Consider the following 20,596-nt stretch of genomic DNA (forward strand, 5'->3'; position numbering starts at 1 on the left):
TCGAGCGTTCTTGATAGGCAAGTGACTACTTGCCTATGCTTGTGGCATGGCCGACGTCTACAAGGCTCTCGCCGACGAGACGCGTCGGATGATCCTCGACGAGCTCGCTGAGCGTGACGAGCAGACGCTGTTCGAGCTGTGCGTGCGTCTGGCGGAGCGCGGTGTGACGCCGACCCGCCAGGCGGTGTCGCAGCACCTCGCCGTCCTCGAAGAGGCGGGGCTCGTGCACAGCGAGCGTCGCGGCAAGTTCAAGTTCCACACCATCGACACCCGGCCGCTCGCGCAGATCGCGGAACGCTGGCCCCGTCCGTCAGGAGAATCATGAAGATCCAGACCGTCAGCGTGTTCGTCGACGATCAGCAGCGCGCGCTCGAGTTCTACACCGAGAAGCTCGGCTTCACGGTCGCCGCCGACGTCCCGATGGGGGAGTTCCGTTGGCTGACCGTCGTCGACCCGGCCGCGCCCGACGGCACGCAGCTGTCGCTCGAGCCGAAGGGGCACCCCGCGGTCATGCCGTTCACCGACGCGCTGCTCGAGGACGGCATCCCGTTCTTCGTCCTCGGCGTCAACGACGTGCCGGCCGAGTACGACCGGCTGCGGGGGCTCGGTGTCGAGTTCACGCAGGCGCCGATCGATCACGGACCGGTGACGACCGCGGTGTTCAGCGACACGGTCGGGAACCTGCTGCAGCTCGCGGCGTTCAAGGGCTGAGGTCACTCGGCCGGCGGAGCGCCGGTGTCGATCTCGAGGTACTGCGGCTGCAGCGGGATGACGTCGCCCGGGTGGATGACCGGGGGCTCGGCGGCCCACTCGCCTATCAGTGAGGTCAGGTAGTACAGGTCGAAGCAGAAGCGGTCGCGGATGCTGCGCCAGTTGTCGTTCGCCGCGACGGTGTAGTCGATGAGGGTGCCGTCGGCGTCGGAGCGGCTCGTGCCCTTGGCGCCGTAGGCGACGCCGGTGTCGAGCGGCGCGCCCGTGACGTTCGCGCGGGAGACGGGGGAGTTGTACTCGATCGGCTCCCAATTGATGGATGCGACGATCGGATGACCACTTCCGTCGGCCGGGCAGGCCGGGAAGAGGTAGCCCGACGCGCGGCGGGCATCGGCGAGTGATCCCTTCTGCAGCGCGATGTGCTCGCCCGCGATGAGGGTTGTCGCGTTCGGGTCGTAGATCTCGTAGAGCTCCTCGAGGTCGAGGCAGAACCGGTTCGCGACGCCCTGCAGGGTGTCGTTCGCCGCGAGGACGTAGATCGTGGCGAGTCCGTCGTCGTCGCGCTCGTACACCGCGCCGTCGGCGCCAGTGCGGTGGCCGGTGTCGGCCCGTTCCGGTGAGGCGGCACAGGTCTCTCGGACCTTCTCCTGCTCGGCTCTCGCTTCGTTCGACACCCCGGCGACCGCCTCCGCGTCAGCCGGCGCGGCGGGCGATTCCTCGACTGGTTCCGACGTATCGACCGTGCAGCCCGCGAGAGCGGTGGCCAGGATCGCGAAGAGGGCGACGGTCGCCCGAGCGGATGCCGGGCGCCGACGTGTCGTGTTCTGCGCGGCGCTCATCCCCGCACGCTATCGGCCGGCGGGGCGATCCTCAAACGTTTCGAAGAACGCGATCCGCGAAGCGCTTGCCGATGAGGCGGTGAGCCTCGGGGCTCGGGTGCAGGCGGTCGGGGAGCGGGTGGGTGGCGGCATCCGCTTCGCCGTAGAGGGCGAGGCCGTCGACGAGGTGCAGGTGCGGGTCGTCGCGGTGCGCGTGGACGTCGGCGAGGGCGTCGCGGATGACGCGGAGCGTGAGGCGTCCGCCGGCGGTGTCGCCAGGGGTTCCGGCCGCGCCGAAGAGCAGGGTGCCGCTGGCGAACGACTCCGGCTCGATGGCGCCGGGGCCGGGGGTGTCTTCGTGGATGCCGCACCAGATCGGCGTGATGAGGTGCAGGGGCGTGTCGGGGTGGCCGTCGCGGATCGTGTCGAGGAAGCCGTGCACCGCCGGCACGAACGCGCGCAGCCGCATGGCGTCAGCGTTGACGACGTTGATGCCGAGCGCGACGCTGATGACGTCGGCGGAGGTGTCGCGGATGACGCGGGCCATGAACGGGTCGACCTGTGCGCTGCCGCCGACGCCGAGGTTGCGCAGGTCGAGTTCGGCGTGCCGGGCGGCGAGCGAGACCCAGGTGGAGCTCGGCTGCGTCGCGTTCGAGCCCTGGCTGATCGAGCTGCCGTGGTGCACCCAGCGCGGGCGCTCGGTCGTATCGGGGGAGGCTGGTGCGTTGGCGCGCAGCGCGAGGAGCTCGATCGTCTCGTTGTGCGGCAGCCAGAGCTCGACGAGCTTGTCGCGCGGCTCGAGTCCGTCGACGGTGATGCGCTGGGTGGGTCCTTCGACGAGCTGACGGATACCGGTGGCCGGGTCGGTGTCGAGGGTGTCGCCGCCGTCGAGTTCGACGCTGTCGTGCAGAGCGCCGTCGATGCGGACGTCGACGCGTCCGCGCGGGCGGGAGAGTCCGCGCAGGGTGGCGCGCGTCGCGTGAAGGTCGAGTTCGAGACGGGATGCCGCGGTGCGCACCGCGATGCGCGCGCCGGCGGGCTGCGCCTCGACGCCGAGGAGTTGCGGCTCGGGGTACTGGGTGCGGACCCAGGTGGGCAGACGGTGCAGGCGCAGGCCGCGGTCGGTGGGTTCGAGCTCGGCGAGTCCGCGGACGATCGTGGTGTCGAGGGTGATGTCGATCATGCGGGGTCTTTCGGAGTCCAGGTGCGGAGGGCGCGGTCGAGGGCGTCGAGGGCGCGGTTCCAGGAGGTGTCGGTGGTCTCGTCGCGGTGGACGAACGACGAGGCGGATTCGAGGGCGAGGTAGCCGGCGATGGTGGCGCTCGCGAAGCGGACCGCGTGGACGGTCTCGCCTTCGGGCAGGGTGTAGTCGCCGAGCGATCCGACGACGAGCGCCGAGATGCGGGATGCCGCCGGCTCGGTGATCTCGTTGCGGTCGACCGGCTGCGAGATCATCGCCCAGCGCGCCGGGTGGGCGAAGGCGTAGGCGCGCTGCGCGTCCGCGAGGTCGCGGAGGGTGGGGGCGCCGCCGATCGCGTCGGCGAGCTCGTGGAAGACCGCGGCCTGGACGGCGCTGCGGAGCGCGGCGAGGTCGCGGACGTGCGCGTAGAGACTGGCGGTCTGCACGCCGACGCGTCGGGCGAGCGCCGACATCGAGAGCGCGCCCGGTCCGTCGGCGTCGACGAGGTCGAGCGCCGCTCGGGTGAGGGCATCGGGGGAGAGGTTCGCGCGGGGCACGAGGAGTTAACCTACACCCTTTAGGTTGGGGGTCGTTTGTCGCCGGGGGTGGGTACTCGATCTATTGGGGCCTTGACGCTTGTCGCCTCACGGTCGCGCGTCAGGTGCGCTACGTTCAGCGCATGACTTCGACGGGCGATAAGGACGAACTCAAGCCCTTTCGAGCGCGAGAAGTCGGGGCTCATTGCGATAGGTATGGCGTTTGGCGTGATCTGCATGGTCGCGAGTGCAGTGGGCATCTACGGTGACGCGTCAGGAGACTGGGGCGTGATGACGGGCGGCGAGGGACGAGACATCCGTATGCCGATGTGGATGCGGTTCTCGATGTCGATAGGTGTCGCTCTCTTGTTCGCGGCCGGGTCCGTTTCGTACGCGATCCTCTTCGTGCGGGGGCCGGAGACGCCGCCGGTGGTTCAGAAGGACCAGGGTGGAACAGAACAGCCCGATCTCGCGGAGGGGTGATCGCGAGCGTGGACGCACCTTCTAAGTACCCGACTGCGATGGTCGATGGCTTCGAGCTTGGAATGTTCGTGTCCTACGACGACTGCGGGGACGCGTGGGTCGTAGCTCCGGACGGTCGTATCGCTGGCCTGGTGTGGGAGTCGGGTGACGCTACCTATTTCAGGACGATCCGTGAGCCAGACGAGGAGCGTTGGGGCACGTACGCGGTGTCACAGCCGCTGCCGATGACGACGGACGCGGAGGCCGCGGGGTACCTTCGGGCGATCCTGCCGCAGCTGCGCTCTCAGTGGGCGCACAGCTAACCGGACGTCACCTGGTTTCAGCTGCGAGTTACGCACAGGTGGAAAGCGACGGCCGATTCTTTGGCAGCGGGTGAGGCCGGCGACGGCGCGACGCCGTGAGGGGTGAGGCCGTCGAGGGTGACCTGCCATAGGTCGGCCCGTCCGCCGTGCGTCCAATTGGTGTCTTGGCGAACCGGGGTGTATGTGTTCATCCCCGTCGCGTTCGCCTAAATCGTGAACGGCTTCGTGCAGTTGCGACGCGAGGCCGGCTGGGGCAAGAGCGAGGGTGAGCAGCCTCCGACGGACTGACGCGTCAGGACTGTCCGGGCTTCCAGGGGAACGGGTTGAAGATCAAGTTCTCCTGCAGGGTGAAGTCGCCTTGGCGCATGCCGCTGTAGACGCCGTCGTACCAGTCCTCGGGCGACGTGCCCTCGTAGTTGTTCGGGAAGGCTTCTGACACGTAGGCGTCGTGGATGATGTCGAGGTAGCCGATCGCCGCATCCTCGTCACCGCGGTCGAACGCCGCCCGCGCAGCGTCGACGTTGGCGTACTCGAAATAGCTCCAGATGCGGTTGGCGGTCGTGACCTCGGCCCAGTTGGGCCCGTCCTCGGGGCGGTCGTAGTAGCCGGGGTCGACGGGGAAGGAGTACCCGGCGGGGAGCGGGAAGGGGAACGCCGTCGCCGCGTCGCGGTAGTACTCGAGGATGCCGTCGAGATCGCGGTGCAGCATGTGGTGCGGGTTGGCCTGCATGTAGGTCTCGGCGTATTCGGCGGGGGAGGCCGGAATGGAGGGGAGGCCCTCCCAGGCGGGGGCGTTGGGGCCGGCGACCCCGGCCGACTCAGCCGCTGTTGAGGTCGGGGCAGGCTTCTCGCTTGTGGCGACGATCTCCATCGCCGAGCATGCCGTGAGCGACCCGATCGCGAGGAGCGCTGTCGCGGCGAGGGCGAGGAACGTCGAGGCACGGCGCATGGGGGCAGTCTGGCAGACGGGGCGGTGGGGTGCATCGCCCGATGAGGTGAAGGCGGGCGGACCCCGTTTGGCAAGGCGACGGATGGCATCGGCGTCCTGAGAGAATGGCGCGCGAAGGACCGTCAGCTGGGCAGTGCGTCCAGCACCGTCCGGTGATCCCACGTCGCGTGCAGGACGTGCGCAAGTTCAGGGTCCGGGCTCGACGTGCATTCCGGTAGCGCATTCTCGTCTCGCGCCTCGACACGGACCGCCCGCCCTCCGAGCCCGAAGGGCGGGATATCGTTCGCGAGGATGCCGTCGATGGCGAGGCTGGCGTAGCCCGGCTCCCACCACGTGTCGTAGGCATGCCTTAGATCTTCTTGCCGCACCGCCACCCAGACGCCGAAGGTGACGGAGTACCCGTCGGTCAGCTGCACGGTGAGGAGCGCGCGCAGGAAGCATCCGACGTGTTGAACCATGAGGAACGTGGACCGCATCGGGTCGCCGTCAACCAATCCCCACGTGTCGTCGGCGTGCTCCGAGCCGGGGCGCGCGAGTACCGGGTCGGGAAGGCGGAAGCGGATGTTCCGGTCGTGCTCATCGAGTTCATGACCGCAGTGGGCGCACACGTGCTCGATCATCAGGCCTGCAACCGGAGGTTCATGGCAGGAGGCTAGCGCGACTCCAGGCTTCCGTCGCAGGTTTCGAACACGTACGCAGGGTCATCCGGCGTGACGAGATCCCGGTCCCGCAGAACGACGGATGCCGGTGTCTCAGGGTCGGCGCAAACCTCATCCCACGGTCGGGGGAGGTTGTCGGTGTACTCGATGACGAGGACCTGATCGCCGTAGACCTCGGTGTAGGCGAAGCATTCCTCGTAGGCCGCGCACTCCTCGACGACGGCGAAGTCGAAGCCGGCGCGCGAGCGGAGGAATGACGCATCCTCCGCGGCGTTCTTTTGTCCGGCTGCGAGTCCGACGTCGTGCGCGGTGTCGACGAGCAAGGTCGCGAGGTCGAGCGCGTGGTCGCGGCTGAGGACACCGTCGGTGCGGGTGTAGGTGTCGAGGTTGTCGAATTCGACGGCGTCGAACCCGTCGGACGCGCAGTCGCGGATCCACGGCCCGACGATCTTCGCGATCTCGTCCGCCTTGCGGGTGTCGAGGATGACCTCGTCCGGCCAGTCCGGATCGATCACGGGCTGACCGTCGTCATCGCGCAGGAGGAGGTCGTCTGGCCAGGTATCGAGCTCGCCCGGCTGTGTCTGGAAGCCGTTGACGTAACAGACGGAGTAAATGCTGTCGTCGGATGCCGCGGCCCGATCGCGGATCACGATGTCGACGCCATCGGGCGGGTCATAGGCGCCGCCGAGTTGGTAGTCGAATTGCGCTCCGGCGGGCGGAAGATGGGGCCCTGCGGGTGGGTCGTGAGGTGGCGGCGCCTGATCGGTGCAGCCGGTGAGCAGCAACGCGGCCGCGGCGAGCAGGGGGAGTGCGCGCCGGACGGTCATGTCGCGAACCTACCGGACGCCGGGGGATCGGTAGACTCGATGGGCCAGCCTCTGTAGCTCAATGGAAGAGCAGTTCCGTCCTAAGGAAACGGTTGGGGGTTCGAGTCCCTCCAGGGGCACAGTCTCTTTTTGCCTCTGACCAGGTTTTTCTTCTGAGGTCAGACCACACAAAAGTCGTTTTTGCCCGCTTTTTGCCCGCATTCTGAAACTTCGGGTCACCGAAAACGGCCGTCTGCAACGGCCTGCGCGGGGCGGCTGAGAACGCCAAAATCGAGCGTTGGGGGCGAAATCTGCCTCGTCGAAAAACTGAGCAATCTGATCTCGGCGGTCACTGAGGTCGCGCGTAGCGAGTCTGCGGTCCTGACGGCAGCGCCACCAACGGCATCTGGTCGTTAAGTCGCGTCGCGACGGCATCCAGATCGTCGTCGAAGAGGTCGGCGTAGGTGTCGAGTGTCATCGCTGCAGACGCGTGCCCGAGCATGCGCTGCACGGCCTTCGCGTTCGCGCCCGAGCTGATCGCCAGCGATGCGGCGGTGTGACGGAGGTCGTGAGGAGTGAGTCGAGGGATCGATGGATCGAACTCCTGCGCACGCCGGACCGCGTTCGCGAACCATCCCTTGCTGCCCGAGTTGCGCATGTGAGTGACCCCGTCGCCGAACAGCAGACCTTCGGGCCCCTTGCCGGCGCACGCCTGCTCGATCATCGGCGCAAGACGCTCGGGGTACGGAACGGAGCGCTTCTCGTGCGTCTTCGGCGTGCCTACATGGATCACGTACGCGATCATCACCGCGTTCTCCTCGATGAGGAAGCGCCGACGGAGACGGTTCACGCTGCGCACCCGGAGCCCCGTGGCTTCGCCCCAGCGGAGGCCCGTGTACGCCAGCGTCAGGACCAGCGTCGGATACGCCGAGCACGCCGCCAGCGTCGCCACCTGGTCGTGCGAGAGGTAGACGCGGCGCTTGCCCGGCCCGTGCCGGGGAAGATCGCGCACGTAGCGGGCGGGATTGCTCGCGAGGCGACGGTCGTCGCTGGCGACGTCGAGGATGCCGGCGAGGACTCCGAGTGCTCGAAGAACGACCGTGCGCGACTTCTGCGTCGCGAGGTCGGACACCCAGTCCTGAACTTCAGAGCGCCGGATCGAGGAGATCTCTCGGTCGGCCCAGACCGGAGCGACGTGGTTCTTCCACGCGCGCTCGAGCGTCATGTAGTACGAAGGCTTCGACATCGGCGGCTGCTTCGGTCGCAGCCAGCTGTCGGCGAACATCCGGACGGGAACCCGTGACGACGACGGGTCGATGTACTCGCCCTTCGACTTCGACACCGTGACCATCGAGAGGTACAGCTTCGCCTCACGCATCGTCGTGAAGCCGCGTTTCTCCGCCTCGGTGCGATCCGGCTTGCGATAGCGGACGCGGTAGCGGCGGCCCTTCGCCGATTCGTATGGGGTGATGCTGCCCATCTCGACCTCCGATCGATGCCGGGTTGAGGGTCAGTACCGGCCCAGTGTCGGACAATGGCGGGATACCGTCAACGCGGCCGATTACACATGTGGATAGTTGACGGAGAACGTCGTCAACTGGCGTTGGGGCCCGGGGGCGCCTCCCTCCGACGCCGAGAGTGTAGCGATCGTTCGCGCCTCCGTTCTCGCCGCTCACTCCTTGCAGACTCCTCGCTGGCGCGCTCCGCTTAGCAGCCGTTCGCCCTCGAGCACTTCGCCGCGCCCGATCGCTGGTGCGGCTTATGTCGGAGCGACGGCAGCCGTGCTCGACTTACTGGCGTGCGCCTGCGGCCTTTGTCCGCCTTCGACCACACCGCGTGCGTTCTTCCCGGCGTCGCGGCAGAGCCACGTCGGTGGGGTCCATTAGCTTGGGTCCTGTCCTCCTGGCCGGAGGCGACAGGAGGAACATGAGCATCACATTCGGCGTGGGAGCGGGGTCGGTTCTGCAGTCGACGCTGCTCGCTGATGATCGCGCCATCCGGGTTGGCGCGATCCACCGACTCGACTTCCACGAGGCCGTCGTGCTAACCCATGACAAGTGGAAGTTCGATGCGGGCGGGATTCCTCAGCACTCCTTCCTGCTCGCAACCGCGCGAGACGCAGACCGACCCGGTGACGACGACGAGGTCTTGCTCCTCAGGGTCGAGGGCACCGCACCGCTCTCGCTCGAGTCCGATCTGCTCGCGGTCCGTGAGGAGTCGCTCCGTGATGCGCTTAGCCGAGCTGAGGACCCGTCGCCCAGCGTAGTTCTTGACCGCCACATGGACCCATTCACGCTGAACCGCGCGTCGTTCACCGGTCTGAAGTGTCGTGTGCTCGGCACCTTCTACGAGGACATCGTCGGCGGAACGACGCAGCTCGTGTTCGGCGCCGACGTCGACAATTTCTACGCGACGAGCACGTACCGAGTGCTGAAACCGACTGGTGCCGGCTTATCAGCCATCGCGAGCTACCTGAAGCCCGATTCGGCGCCCGGCGACCATGTGCGCCTTGGTGTCGTTCGCTATTCCGCCACCCGCCGGCGCGCTGTCGCCGCGAACCAGGCCGACGCAGCGGTCAACGTGCGCATCCAAGACTTCATCGGGCACAAGACGGCCCTTCTCGGAATGACCCGCTCGGGCAAATCGAACACCGCGAAGATCATCATCGCCAAGACATTCGTCGCGTCGGAGCAGCGTCGCAGGGACGGGAGGTCTCCGATCGGTCAGTTGATCTTCGACCCGCAGGGCGAGTACGCGAACGCTAACGTGCAGGACGAGTCGGCAATCGCCGGACTTGGCGCAGAGCATGTGCGCATCTACAAGTTCGGCGCAGACGGTGGGCAGGCGCACGTCAAGCCGCTGGCGATCAACTTCTTCGACCCGAAGCAGATTGGCACCGCACAGGGTCTGATTGCGGCCACGCTTTCGCAGCAGAGCGCGTCGGGTTACGTGCAGGACTTCATCGCCACCGACTTCACCGGAGGCTCTGACTCGCAGGACTACGGCGCCAAGAACCACGCCAGTCGGGGGAGACTCGGGCTCTACGCGACGCTCCTGCGCGCTGGATTCAAGGCGCCGAACGGGTTCCAGGTCAACGTGAGCATGAAGCGCGAATTCGCCGATCAGGTGGCAAGCGCGATCAATACGATCCCGTTCCCCCCAGCGCAAAACGGATACGTGAGGATCCCCGGCGATCAGGTCGTGAACGCCGTCCTAAAGATCGCCGAACTTCGCGAGTCCGACGACGCGAACGCGAAGGACTTCGGCCGTGAGACTCCCTGGACGAGCACCGAAGGGATGGCGACCGGCAAGTCGTCGTCGGGTTCGGGAAAAGTCCGCGGCTATCTGAACCTCATCCCGATGCGCGTGTTCCACGATCCCGCGGTGACCGACGACGTCGCCGAGGGCATCTACCAGGAGCTTCTCGAGGGTCGCATCGTTATCGTCGACCTTCACATCGGCAGCGAGAAGGTAATTCAGACGATGTCCGAGACGATCACGGAGCATCTCCTCGAGCGGCATACCGGCGTCTTCACAAACGGCGAGGAGCCCGGGCACATCCAGGTGATGCTCGAAGAGGCACACAACCTCTTCGCGTCCGATCGCTACAAGAACGACGCCGACGTGTGGGTGCGTCTCGCGAAGGAGGCAGCGAAGCTGAAGATTGGCATGCTGTACGCGACCCAAGAGGTGACCGGCGTCGCCCATCAGGTTAAGGCGAACACTGCCAACTGGGTCGTCGCGCACCTCAACAACCGCCAGGAGCTCAACGAGCTGGGCAAGTTCTACGACTTCGGCTCCTACGCTGACGCGATCCTCGCGTCTGAAGACCGCGGATTCGTGCGACTGAAGACGCTGTCGTCGCCGTTCATCGTGCCCGTCCAGATCGAGCGCTACGCGAAGGCACTGATCGACGAGGCCAAGGCCGTGGCGGCGGGGAGCTAGGGGTGCCGTACGTCACCGCAGCAGGCGACAGCTTCGAGCGCGCCGGCCGTCTCAGTCACAGTGCAGCGGCCGTCCAAGCGATGGCGGATCATGCCGAGTTCTTCGTGCCGGCGGACGCGCTGGCCGACGCTACGTGGGTCCGCGACGTCGTGGTGCCGAAGTCGTCGCTATCTGGCGCGGATGCATCGTCATCGCTCGACTGGGCCATTGCAATCGATGGCTCACACCTAACGCAGCAGGTGCGCGACGGGATGCCGTCCGTCCTTTACGGGTTCGCGCAGGCTGCCGCCGCGCTCGTCGACCTGGCCGTAATGACCGAGCAGTCAGCAGCGCGCTTCGTGGACCCCATCGAAATGGAACGGGCCGTCTCCACGGCGCTCGTCACCCTCGACCTTCCCGTTGCCGGCGCCTATTCCCGCGAAGGCATCGACATCAAGACGTCGTGGCGCGAACTGACGAACCGGATCTTCCGCGAGAAGTATGTGGAAGTCGACGGCTTCAAGCACAGTCTACTTGAGCTGCTCTTCCGCCTGCACGGCGTCCCGGGCGGCGCAGCCGACTCGGTCCCGGTGAACTGCCCCGACTGCTCCATCAGAGACCTCGCCGTCGAGTACGACGGGATGAAATGCCCCGCTTGCACCCTGGACCTCTACCCGACCGACACCCTCCGCATCCACGAGGGGGTCCAGGAGGACAAGTCGAACGAGGAGTCGCTCGGGCGTCTGCGATCGGTGATCGAGCTCCTGGTGCTCGTCGGACTCACGACCCTCATGTGGGAACGGTCGCGTCGGTTCCTCCTCCCGCGGACGCTTTTCATTCAGGACGGCCCGCTCGCGATGTACGGCGAGCCGGCAAAGCTACGTGCGCAGGCCGAGCGGTACTTCCGGGCGATGGCGAACTCAACCCCCGGCGAGGCGCCGTACATCTGCGGCATCGAGAAGTCAGGTGCGTTTGTCGACTACGGGCGCGCGCTCGCACGTCACGACCTCGTCCAGCCCGGAGAAGTCGTCATCTGCGGGAGGCAGATCCTGGAGAAGCTGGTAAGCACCAACGATCCGATCGCCTACGGTAAGGAGACCTACTGGGGTCGGAAGTTCATCTACCGCAGCCTTGACAGCCGAGTCGTCGTGATCACCGTCCCGCCCCTCAGCGGCAGCGCGTACGATGCCCGCGGCGGACAGCCGGGCCCCGACGGGTACCCGACGCTCCCGGCGATCCTGGATGTCATAGATCGCACTGGCTCCTCGATGTACCAAGATGGCATCATCCCAGTCGCCGCCGCGCACGGACGGGCGGCCTTCCCGATCGGCGTCGGCACGGACGTGCTCCGGCTCGTCGCGCGCGAAAAGCTTGGGCTTGCCCGCTAAGTGAGAAGGAGGGGCATCGTGCTCCAGCCATCGCCGACGCGGACGCGCCAGCACGCAGCCTCCCGTACAGCGCCGACCCGCTATCTGTCGCCGTTGCGATACCCGGGCGCTAAGTCCAAGCTGACGCCACTCATCGGCGAGATGATCCGAGACGCGCGCGACCGCCGTGCTCTCCACGGGCACGTCACGCTTGTGGAGCCGTTCGCGGGTGGTGCGTCGACGACATTGAGATTGCTCACAGACGGCGTGGTCGATCGCGCGATCATCGGCGATGCGGACCCAATGCTCTCGGCATTCTGGCATGAGGCCGCGAGCGCGCCCGAGCGACTCGTCGAGCGCATGTCCGACGAGTTCGATCGCTACCTCGCGATCGGTGGCGATGTGGCCGTCGCGCGCTGGGATTACTGGCGCGCATGGCAACCGGAGCTGGGGGTTTCGCCCGACGAGACTCGCGCCACGCTCGCCGTGAAGTGCCTCTTCCTTAACCGCACCACCTTCTCGGGCATTCTCCATGGCAGCGCCGGCCCGATCGGCGGCCGCGCGCAAACGAGCGACTACACCATCGGCTGCCGCTACCCCGTCGATGGCCTAGCCGAGCGCATCCGCTGGATCGGGCATCTCGCCGACACTGGCCGCCTGATCCTCGTCCACTCCGGCACCTGGCGCGAGACACTCGACCTCGGCGTCGAGTTCGTAGACGATCCGCAGGAACTCGTCGCGTACCTCGACCCTCCCTACATCGAGAAGTCGGACCGCCTTTACGCGACCGGGTTCGAGGGCTCTGGGCGCGCCCCGGACGTCTGGCGCGGGATCGGGCCGCATCAAGCACTCGCCGGCTACCTCCTGACCACAGCCCCGTTTCGCTGGATTCTCTCCTACGACTTCCATCCGGAGCTTCTGGCCAACGGACTGCTATACGGACGGCGACGCACGATTCCGACTCTCGACGCACGTGCCGCGGGAGCAGGAGCGTGGCGGATCAAGAACTATACAGTGGCTTTGCAGCATTCGGCATCGACGCAATCGAGTCGGCGGGACGTCAAGGAACTCATCTTGACAACGCTGTAGCGATATCCCCAGTTATGGCGCGGCCGAATACTGCGGCGTCGATAGGTTGGATGACGGGCTGCCAAGTCGGAAGAGGAGCAATGGCGCGGATTCACGAGCTGCTAGGACAACTTCGCGCGTCGAACCCGTCACTCGCAGCTGAGATCGAGCGCGAGGTCGACGTACTGTCGGGGCGGCGCGCCTTCGGGCTCAACTTCGAGCGGCATACTCCAGAAGCCGTCGAACTGCCGGGCCGGAAGGTTCGCGTCGGCGACAAGGTTCGGGTCCAGCCGCCACGCGGGGAGCTTTCCAGGGCCGCGCACCGAGCGCTCTACCGAGTTGTGTCGATCGAGCGGCGCGGCGGTAGCCGAGAAGCCATGATCGCGCCGATCTCGGAGAATTCCGGGGACCCAGAGGCTGGCGACACCAGTAGATCCACTGATGTCGACGACCTCGTCGTGGTCGCTGAGTTCCGCGACCCGATCTACCCCGGTCTTGTGTCGACCGGCAAGGTTGAGCGCGGCGGAGACAAGCCCTTCCACACCGTCATCAACGCCGAGAACTTTCACGCGCTTCAGACCCTTCTGTTCACGCATCGCGGCAAAGTCGACGCCATCTACATCGACCCTCCATACAACACCGGCGCGCGCGACTGGAAGTACAACAACGACTACGTCGAAGGCGACGACCTCTATCGCCACTCAAAGTGGCTTGCATTCATGGAACGGCGTCTACTCATGGCGAAGGAACTCCTGAACCCGGACAATTCGGTCCTCATCGTCACCATCGACGAGAAGGAATACCTCCGACTCGGGCTGCTACTAGAGCAGACGTTCCCGGAGGGGAAGATGCAGATGGTTAGCTCCCTCATCAACCCGACTGGTGCAATCAGAACGAATGAGTTCACGCGCACCAACGAGTTCATCTACTTCGTCTCATTCGGTGCTGCCGAACTCGCGGCGGACACGACGGACATCGGTGAGGGCGAGGAAGTTCGCTGGAACCAGCTCCGCCGCTTCGAGCTGTCGTCGGCCCGCCGCGGGCCGCAGCCCCGACCTGACCAGTTTTACCCGATCTATGTGGATGTCCAGACGGGTCGGATTGCTGAGATCGGTGACTCGATCCCCGTGCATGTTGAGCGAGACTCGGTGCCTGACAGGCCCGGCTGTGTGACGCTGTGGCCGTTGAAGCCCGACGGCACGGAGATGATCTGGGGGCTGACGCCAACCTCGCTTCGATTGCGGCTGGCACAAGGGTTTGTCCGGGTCACCCGCGGGAAGGGTGCAGACGACCAATTCTCTGTCTCCTATCTCACCAGCGGAAAGGTTGGCTCTGTCGCCGACGGGAGCATCCGAATCGTCGGTCGTCGGCCGGACGGCTCGGCAATCGTCGAACGCGTCGATGGAGTCAAGAAGGTGATGCCGACGACCCAGTGGGTTCGTGAATCCCATAGCGCCCAGGCGTACGGGACCAAGCTGCTCTCCCAAGTCATTCCGAATCGCCGGTTCCCGTTCCCAAAATCGCTGTACGCGGTGGAGGACGTACTCAGATACTTCGTTGGCAGCAGACCAAGCGCGACGGTTGTCGACTTCTTCTCCGGATCAGGCACAACAGCTCACGCGGTTATGCGCCTCAACAAGCAGGACGGCGGTCGACGTCGATCCATCTCGGTCACTAACAACGAAGTCAGCGCCGATGAGCAGGCGAAGCTCCGCAAGCAGAACCTCCGCCCCGGCGACCCCGACTGGGAGCAGTGGGGCATCTGCGACTACATCACAAAGCCGCGCATTCGGGCCGCTATTACCGGCCAGACACCGGACGGCAAGCCGATCAAGGGCGACTACAAATTCACCGACGTGTTCCCCATGGCCGACGGCTTCGACGAGAACGTCGAGTTCTTCACCCTCACCTACGAAGCGCCGATGCGCGTGCAGTCAAACCGAGAGTTCGCGCGGATCGCACCATTCCTGTGGTTGCGCGCTGGCTCGCAAGGACGTCGGATCGAGTCTCTCGAGACTGGCTGGGACGTCGCCGACGCCTATGGTGTCCTCGCGGATCTCGACCAGACCGACGCTTTCCTGACTGCGCTTGCCAACACTCCGTCGGTAGCGATCGCGTACATCGTCACAGACGAGGACCGGCTGTTCGAGGCCATATCGCGCGAGCTCCCGTCCGGCGTTGAGCCGGTGCGGCTGTACCAGTCGTATCTCAGCAACTTCGAGATCGACGCGATGCGGAGTGTGCGATGAAGTTCACGCTCAAGGACTACCAGCGCGATGCCGTCATCCAGGTTCTCGACAACCTCGACCGTGCGCGCACCAAGTACCACGCGGATCATCCCAAAGAGACATCGTTCACGCTCACGGCGACGACCGGCGCCGGCAAGACCGTCATGGCGGCCGCGGCCATCGAGGCGCTGTTCTACGGGAATGACGAGTTCGAGTTCGCCCCCGACCCCGGTGCCGTGGTGATCTGGTTTTCGGACGACCCCAATCTCAACGACCAGACCCGCATCCGACTCATGCAGGCGTCGGAGAAGCTGACGCACGATCGCCTCGTCACCGTCGAGTACCCGTTCTCAGTGCAGCAGCTTGACCCCGGCAAGGTCTACTTCCTCAACACCCAGAAACTCACCGCGACGTCACGCCTTACGATGAAGGCCGCCCGCTTGCGGGCGACCGAACAGACTGGTGCCGAGACCCTGATCTCACCCGATGGCCTTGCGTGGACCATCTGGGAAACACTCGCCAACACGATCGACGACGACGGCCTCACTGTGTACCTCGTGATCGACGAGGCGCACCGCGGCTTCAACACGAAGGCGACGAAGGACAAGCCGACGATCGTCAAGGGTCTAGTCGACGGCACCGAGACCGGCGTGCCGATCCCGGTCGTCTGGGGCATTTCAGCCACGATCAAGCACTTTGCCGACGCGATGGGCGACGCGGCGCTCAGCGCCGACCGCGAGGCGCTACCCGCGGTGACGGTCGACCCCGCTCGAGTTCAGGCATCCGGCCTCATCAAGGACAAGATTGTCCTCGACATCCCGGCCGAGTCCGGCAACCTCGAGACGGCGTTGGCGACTCACGCTGCGCAGAAGCTCAAGGACTCGGCGCGACGCTGGGGCAAGTACCTCGAGGCGCAAGCGACGCTTCCCGGCGAGAAGCAGACCGAGTTCGTCGTGCCACTCCTCGTGATGCAGATTCCGAACGTCGAGGACGCCGACATGGTTGGCCTGTGGCTCGACACTATCGCTGGCGAGATCGGGGATCTTCGTTCCCTTCACGTTAGGCACGTGCTCGGCGATCACAGAACGCATTCTTTCGGCTCGTGGGAGATCGATTGGATCGAGCCGCAGCGAGTCCACGAGACGACCGAAGTGCGCGTGCTCGTGGCCAAGGACGCGATCTCGACTGGGTGGGACTGCCCCCGCGCCGAGGTCCTTCTGTCGTTCCGGCCCGCGACGGATCACACGCACATCACGCAGCTGCTCGGACGGATGGTACGCACTCCGCTCGCGCGCCGTATCCCCGGCGACGATCGGCTCAACGCTGTGAACTGCATCCTGCCGCACTTCGACCGGACCACAGCCGGGAACGTTGCGCGGTTCCTCACCGGTCTGATCGAGGAGATGCCGGGCGGGCCGGCGATCGAGATCCTCCTCGATGGGCGCGAACTGGGGAAGAACCCCAACGTGCCCGACTCGGTGTGGGAATGCTTCGACGACCTCCCTTCGCTCGTGGTTCCGCAGCGTGGCGCGCGGCCTGTCAAGCAGCTCATGAGTTTGGCGCAGGCGTTGTCGGCCGACGGGCTGAAGCCGCGTGCGATCAAGTCGGTCGAGCGCCAAATGCACTCTGCTCTTGAAGCCCTCGCAGACCGCTACGACGGGCAGCTCCGCACCGCAGAGATCGAGGTGCGGACGGTGCGTGGCATGTCGATCGCGGGCCAGTTCGGTGGCAACAAGCTGAGCTATGCCGACTTCGCGATCAGGGCCGACGACCGCGCGATCCGCGTCGCCTTCGAGGATGCGAAACGGGCGTTCGGGGCCGACATCGCCCAGTCCTACGTCGACCACTTGGCCGGCGATGACGACCCGGACGCAGACGACGACGGCCTGCGGGCTGCCTACGTGAAGGCTGCAGCCCTCGCTACGGTTCCGGCCGTGCGCGACAAGGTTGATATCGCCGCAAAGGATCTTGTCGACGAGTGGTTCGCCGACCATCGTGTCGCCCTGCTCGGGCTGTCCGACGAGCGCCGCGAAGCCTACGACGAGATCCGCGCCCAAGCTGTCGAGCCGCAACTCCAGCCACTTCATCGGCCGAGGAACCGGATGGCCGACTTCAAGGAACTCGAGGGCGAGCAGGTCAAGGTCGCGCAGCTGATCGACAAGCACCTCATGTCTGACCAGACGGGCTGGTACCCGCTCACCAAGCTGAACGACTGGGAGAAGATCGTGGTGCAGCGCGAGGTGTCACGCCTCGACTGCCGCGGCTGGTACCGGAACCCGTCCGTCTCCTCAGCCGACTCCCTCGGGATCACGTACCGCGATGCCGCCGGCAACTGGCGGGCGATGCATCCGGACTTCATCGTGTTCAACGAGATCGGTGGCGAGGTGCGGCCCTCGATCGTGGATCCGCACGGCACCCACCTGGATGACGCTCTCGTCAAACTCCGGGGGCTCGCGCTCTATGCCGCCGAGTACGCGGATGTCTACCACCGGATCGACTCGATCGCGAATCGGCCGGGGGGTGAACTGCGGGTTCTCGACATGAAGGACGACGTCGTTCGGAACGCCGTTCTCCACTCAGGCCAGACGCCGGCCGAGCTGTTCGCCGGTCCACTCGGGAAGAAGTACGCGTGACCACCACACTCATGTTTACGCCGGCGCAGCAGGACGCGATTAGTGAACTCGGCCAGCCACTTCAACTCATTGCGTGCGCAGGCTCGGGCAAAACCGAGGTGCTCGCTCAGCGCATCGCGAACATCCTGGCCCAACCCGAAGTCAGGCCGGCAAACGTCATCGCCTTCACCTTCACCGAGAAGGCCGCCGCCGAGCTGAAGGAGCGCATCCACCGGACGGTGACCGCAGCGATCCCCGACATCGTCGGCCTCGCCGAGATGTACGTCGGCACGATGCACGGGTATTGCCTCGACATGCTGCAGACATACATCCCCGAAACCTTCAAGTACTCGGTGCTCACCGACATCACGCAGCAGCTCTTCATCGACCGCGAGAGCAACCGGTCAGGGCTGACGAGCTGCACCAAGACGGTCGGCGGCAGCGTTCAAACCCTCCGCCGGTACACCGACACCCGCTACTACAAGGCTGCGCTGTCGGTCCTCCAGGAGGACGCGGTGAAATTCTCGCGCGTCCCAGAAGCCGTCACCGCCGCCCTCGGGATGTATCGCGATCTACTCCACCAGCGCAGTTACTTCGACTACACCTCGATGATGGTCGACGCCGTGGACTTCCTCGAGCGATCGCAGAGTGCTGGCACGCTAGGGACCGCCGAGCAGGCGCTACGCGACCACGTCGCGAACGACGTCAAGTACGTCATCGTCGACGAGTACCAGGACGTCAACCCGATCCAGGAGCGCCTGGTACAACATCTCGTGCACTTCGGCGCGAACTTGTGCGTGGTCGGCGACGACGACCAGACGATCTATCAGTGGCGCGGCTCCGAGGTAGCGAACATCATCACGTTCGCCGGACGCTACGCTGGCGTGCGCACGATCGAGCTCGCCGACAACTTCCGCTCGTCTGAGGGCATCGTCAAGCTCGGGCGCTCCGTCGCCGAGCGTCTCGATTCGGCCGAGCGACTAACCAAGAAGATGCTCTACGCATCTCATCAGAAGTGGGAGCGCGGCGACATGCTCGCACTCCAGTTCGAGGACTCGCGCGAGGAGGCCGAGTGGATCGCCGACCGCATCGCCGAACTCCAGGGGATGCCGTTCGTCGACCGTCCCGGCGGGGAACCGCGCGGCCTGTCCTGGTCCGACTGTGCGGTCTTGTTCCGTTCGGTCAGAGACGCCGACGAGCTCGTCGCCGAGCTCAAGCGCCGCGAGATCCCGTTTATCATCAAGGGGCTGGCGCGGCTGTTTGACGCACCCGAGATCGTGGCGTGCGCCGGGCTCTTTCGCTACATGATGGGCGAGATCTCCCGTCCCGAGCTGCGCCAGCTGTGGGACGCCGCACGCCTTGTACCAGCCTCCGAGAACTGGACTTCTGCCGTCCGCGTGCTCGACGTCGGCGCCGACTTCACGGCCAGCGAGCGCTGGGGTGTCTACAACATCCAGCGCCTCTTCCTCCGCTTCCTCGAAGCGCTCGACCTCCGCGAAGACACCATCCCCGGCGGCGCGCGCCGCCGCGAACTCGTCATGTTCCAGCTCGGGAAGTTCTCACAGGTCATCTCTGACTTCGAGACCATCCATTTCTCCTCGAGGCCGCAGTCCAAGTACCAGGCATTCGTCGGCTTCCTCACCTTCCAGGCGCCGGGGGTCTACGAGGAATCTGACGAGGACGCCGGCTACGTGGCTCCCGACGCGGTAGTGATCTCGACAGTTCACCGCTCAAAGGGGTTGCAGTGGCCCGCGGTCTTTGTGCCGTACATGCGCGCGAATCGGTTCCCGATGAAGGCGCCAGGAGGTACGCAGACGATTCCGCACATCGTGCCGCTTGAAGCCGTGCCCAACGGCGACCGCTATAAAACGAACCGCTCCGACGAGACCCGACTCTTCTACGTCGCCATCACGCGCGCCCAGAAGTACCTCTACGTGACCTACGCCCCGGACATGTCGAACAAGCTCTACAAGAAGCCCTCCGACTTCTACCTTCATTGCACGGCGTCGGTTTGGATGTCCACGACTGACGAAGGGCTCCCTGACGTCGCCCGGCTCGAGCCGACGCCCAAACACGAGACTCCGAACATCGCGATTTCGTTCTCCGAACTGAAATACCTGATCGAGTGTCCATACCAGTTCAAGCTCCGCTTCATGTACGGCTTCAACCCGCCGATCCATGAGGCGCTCGGCTACGGCAAGGGGCTTCATGACGTCCTGGCCGAGATGCACAAGCGAGCACTTGCCGGCGACGTGCCTACCAAGGCAGACATCGATTCCCTCGTCGACCGACACCTCCACACGCCTTACGCGTACCCCGCGCTACGCGACCAGCTTCGGGCATCGGCGGTGAAGGCCATTGACCGCTACTTCGACCGTCACGGCGACGATCTCACGCGGACCATTCACTCCGAGAAGGTGATTGAAGTTGAGATCTCACCGGGTGTCACCGTCAACGGCCGCATAGACCTCATCAAGTCGCTAGAGACCGGCGAAACGGCAATCGTCGACTTCAAGTCGACGGAGGACTCGCAGGCGCAGGCAGTGACCAAGGATCAGCTTTCGATCTACGCGCTGGGCTACCAGCAACTCACCGGAGACAACGCTGACCGCATCCAAATCCTCAACCTTGATGACCACGGTAAGAGCACCAACGACCCGGTCAATGCTGCGCTCGTGTCCGCGATCAAGGCAAAGGTGGATGCTGTCGCGGTCGACATTCGAGCGAACCAGTTTGGTTGCGGGCACGACCACTCGAGCGAGTCCGCGTACGACGACCTCGTCTGGTTGACGAAGGGCGGTTCGAGCTGACCCGAGCCATCGGCCTCGACCCGAAACGTCTGGCGTTTTGTCGACGCTGACCGGGTCGACTACCTCTAGACAGCCAAGCGCAAGGCGGACGTCCAACCATGCTGATTCCGCCGTCCTCCGAAGCAGCCCGAATGCCACCATCG

At 65.4% G+C, this 20,596-nt stretch carries 15 protein-coding genes and 1 tRNA gene; 9 read left to right on the forward strand and 7 right to left on the reverse strand.

What is annotated here, in order from left to right:
• Positions 1–46 precede the first annotated feature (46 nt).
• Entirely contained in the window at positions 47–325 is a 279-nt protein-coding gene (locus M3190_RS05800; protein ID WP_251579450.1) for an ArsR/SmtB family transcription factor, read from the forward strand.
• Positions 322–711, forward strand: a complete 390-nt coding sequence (locus M3190_RS05805) for a VOC family protein (protein ID WP_251579452.1) — start codon at positions 322–324, stop codon at positions 709–711. Before M3190_RS05800 ends, M3190_RS05805 begins: the two co-directional genes overlap by 4 nt.
• Before the next feature lie 2 nt (positions 712–713).
• Here M3190_RS05805 and M3190_RS05810 read toward each other — a convergent pair whose 3' ends face one another.
• The 6 genes from M3190_RS05810 to M3190_RS05835 form a co-directional block, all read right to left on the reverse strand.
• Positions 714–1,550 (reverse strand): hypothetical protein, encoded by an 837-nt coding sequence (locus M3190_RS05810; RefSeq protein ID WP_251579454.1) that lies wholly within the window; start codon positions 1,548–1,550, stop codon positions 714–716.
• Between the two features lie 31 nt (positions 1,551–1,581).
• Positions 1,582–2,712 (reverse strand): GDSL-type esterase/lipase family protein, encoded by a 1,131-nt coding sequence (locus M3190_RS05815; protein ID WP_251579455.1) that lies wholly within the window; start codon positions 2,710–2,712, stop codon positions 1,582–1,584.
• Positions 2,709–3,266, reverse strand: a complete 558-nt coding sequence (locus M3190_RS05820; protein WP_251579457.1) for a TetR/AcrR family transcriptional regulator — start codon at positions 3,264–3,266, stop codon at positions 2,709–2,711. The genes M3190_RS05815 and M3190_RS05820 overlap by 4 nt, the downstream gene beginning before the upstream one ends.
• Positions 3,267–4,322: 1,056 nt before the next feature.
• Entirely contained in the window at positions 4,323–4,979 is a 657-nt protein-coding gene (locus tag M3190_RS05825; protein WP_251579458.1) for a hypothetical protein, read from the reverse strand.
• A 122-nt stretch (positions 4,980–5,101) separates the two neighbouring features.
• Positions 5,102–5,599 (reverse strand): DUF2199 domain-containing protein, encoded by a 498-nt coding sequence (locus M3190_RS05830; protein WP_251579460.1) that lies wholly within the window; start codon positions 5,597–5,599, stop codon positions 5,102–5,104.
• A gap of 32 nt (positions 5,600–5,631) precedes the next feature.
• Positions 5,632–6,465 carry an endo alpha-1,4 polygalactosaminidase gene (locus tag M3190_RS05835; RefSeq protein WP_251579462.1) on the reverse strand — a complete coding sequence of 278 codons (834 nt, stop codon included), beginning with the start codon at positions 6,463–6,465 and terminating at the stop codon, positions 5,632–5,634.
• Positions 6,466–6,512: 47 nt separating this feature from the next.
• Here M3190_RS05835 and M3190_RS05840 point away from each other — a divergent pair.
• A tRNA-Arg gene (locus tag M3190_RS05840) sits at positions 6,513–6,584 on the forward strand.
• A gap of 209 nt (positions 6,585–6,793) precedes the next feature.
• Here the strand turns inward: M3190_RS05840 and M3190_RS05845 are convergent.
• The gene (locus tag M3190_RS05845; protein WP_251579464.1) at positions 6,794–7,924 is read right to left on the reverse strand and encodes a tyrosine-type recombinase/integrase; all 1,131 of its coding nucleotides are present in this window, start codon (positions 7,922–7,924) and stop codon (positions 6,794–6,796) included.
• Between the two features lie 446 nt (positions 7,925–8,370).
• On the opposite strand from M3190_RS05845, the gene M3190_RS05850 reads away from it, so the two are divergent.
• The 6 genes from M3190_RS05850 to M3190_RS05875 all read left to right on the forward strand — a co-directional run bounded on the left by M3190_RS05850 (position 8,371) and on the right by M3190_RS05875 (position 20,453).
• Positions 8,371–10,389 (forward strand): helicase HerA domain-containing protein, encoded by a 2,019-nt coding sequence (locus M3190_RS05850; protein WP_251579473.1) that lies wholly within the window; start codon positions 8,371–8,373, stop codon positions 10,387–10,389.
• A 2-nt stretch (positions 10,390–10,391) separates the two neighbouring features.
• Positions 10,392–11,756: a hypothetical protein gene (locus M3190_RS05855; protein WP_251579475.1), complete on the forward strand. Its 1,365-nt coding sequence runs from the start codon at positions 10,392–10,394 to the stop codon at positions 11,754–11,756.
• Positions 11,757–11,774: 18 nt separating this feature from the next.
• A complete protein-coding gene (locus M3190_RS05860) occupies positions 11,775–12,824 on the forward strand; it encodes a DNA adenine methylase (RefSeq protein ID WP_251579477.1) in 1,050 nt (349 codons plus the stop codon).
• An 80-nt stretch (positions 12,825–12,904) separates the two neighbouring features.
• Positions 12,905–15,052: a site-specific DNA-methyltransferase gene (locus M3190_RS05865; RefSeq protein ID WP_251579479.1), complete on the forward strand. Its 2,148-nt coding sequence runs from the start codon at positions 12,905–12,907 to the stop codon at positions 15,050–15,052.
• Positions 15,049–17,664 (forward strand): DEAD/DEAH box helicase, encoded by a 2,616-nt coding sequence (locus M3190_RS05870; RefSeq protein WP_251579481.1) that lies wholly within the window; start codon positions 15,049–15,051, stop codon positions 17,662–17,664. The genes M3190_RS05865 and M3190_RS05870 overlap by 4 nt, the downstream gene beginning before the upstream one ends.
• Positions 17,661–20,453: an ATP-dependent helicase gene (locus M3190_RS05875; protein ID WP_251579483.1), complete on the forward strand. Its 2,793-nt coding sequence runs from the start codon at positions 17,661–17,663 to the stop codon at positions 20,451–20,453. Before M3190_RS05870 ends, M3190_RS05875 begins: the two co-directional genes overlap by 4 nt.
• The last annotated feature ends 143 nt before the right edge of the window (positions 20,454–20,596 follow it).

The sequence above is a fragment of the Microbacterium oleivorans genome, from assembly GCF_023715745.1.
Taxonomy (GTDB): Bacteria; Actinomycetota; Actinomycetes; order Actinomycetales; family Microbacteriaceae; genus Microbacterium; species Microbacterium oleivorans_D.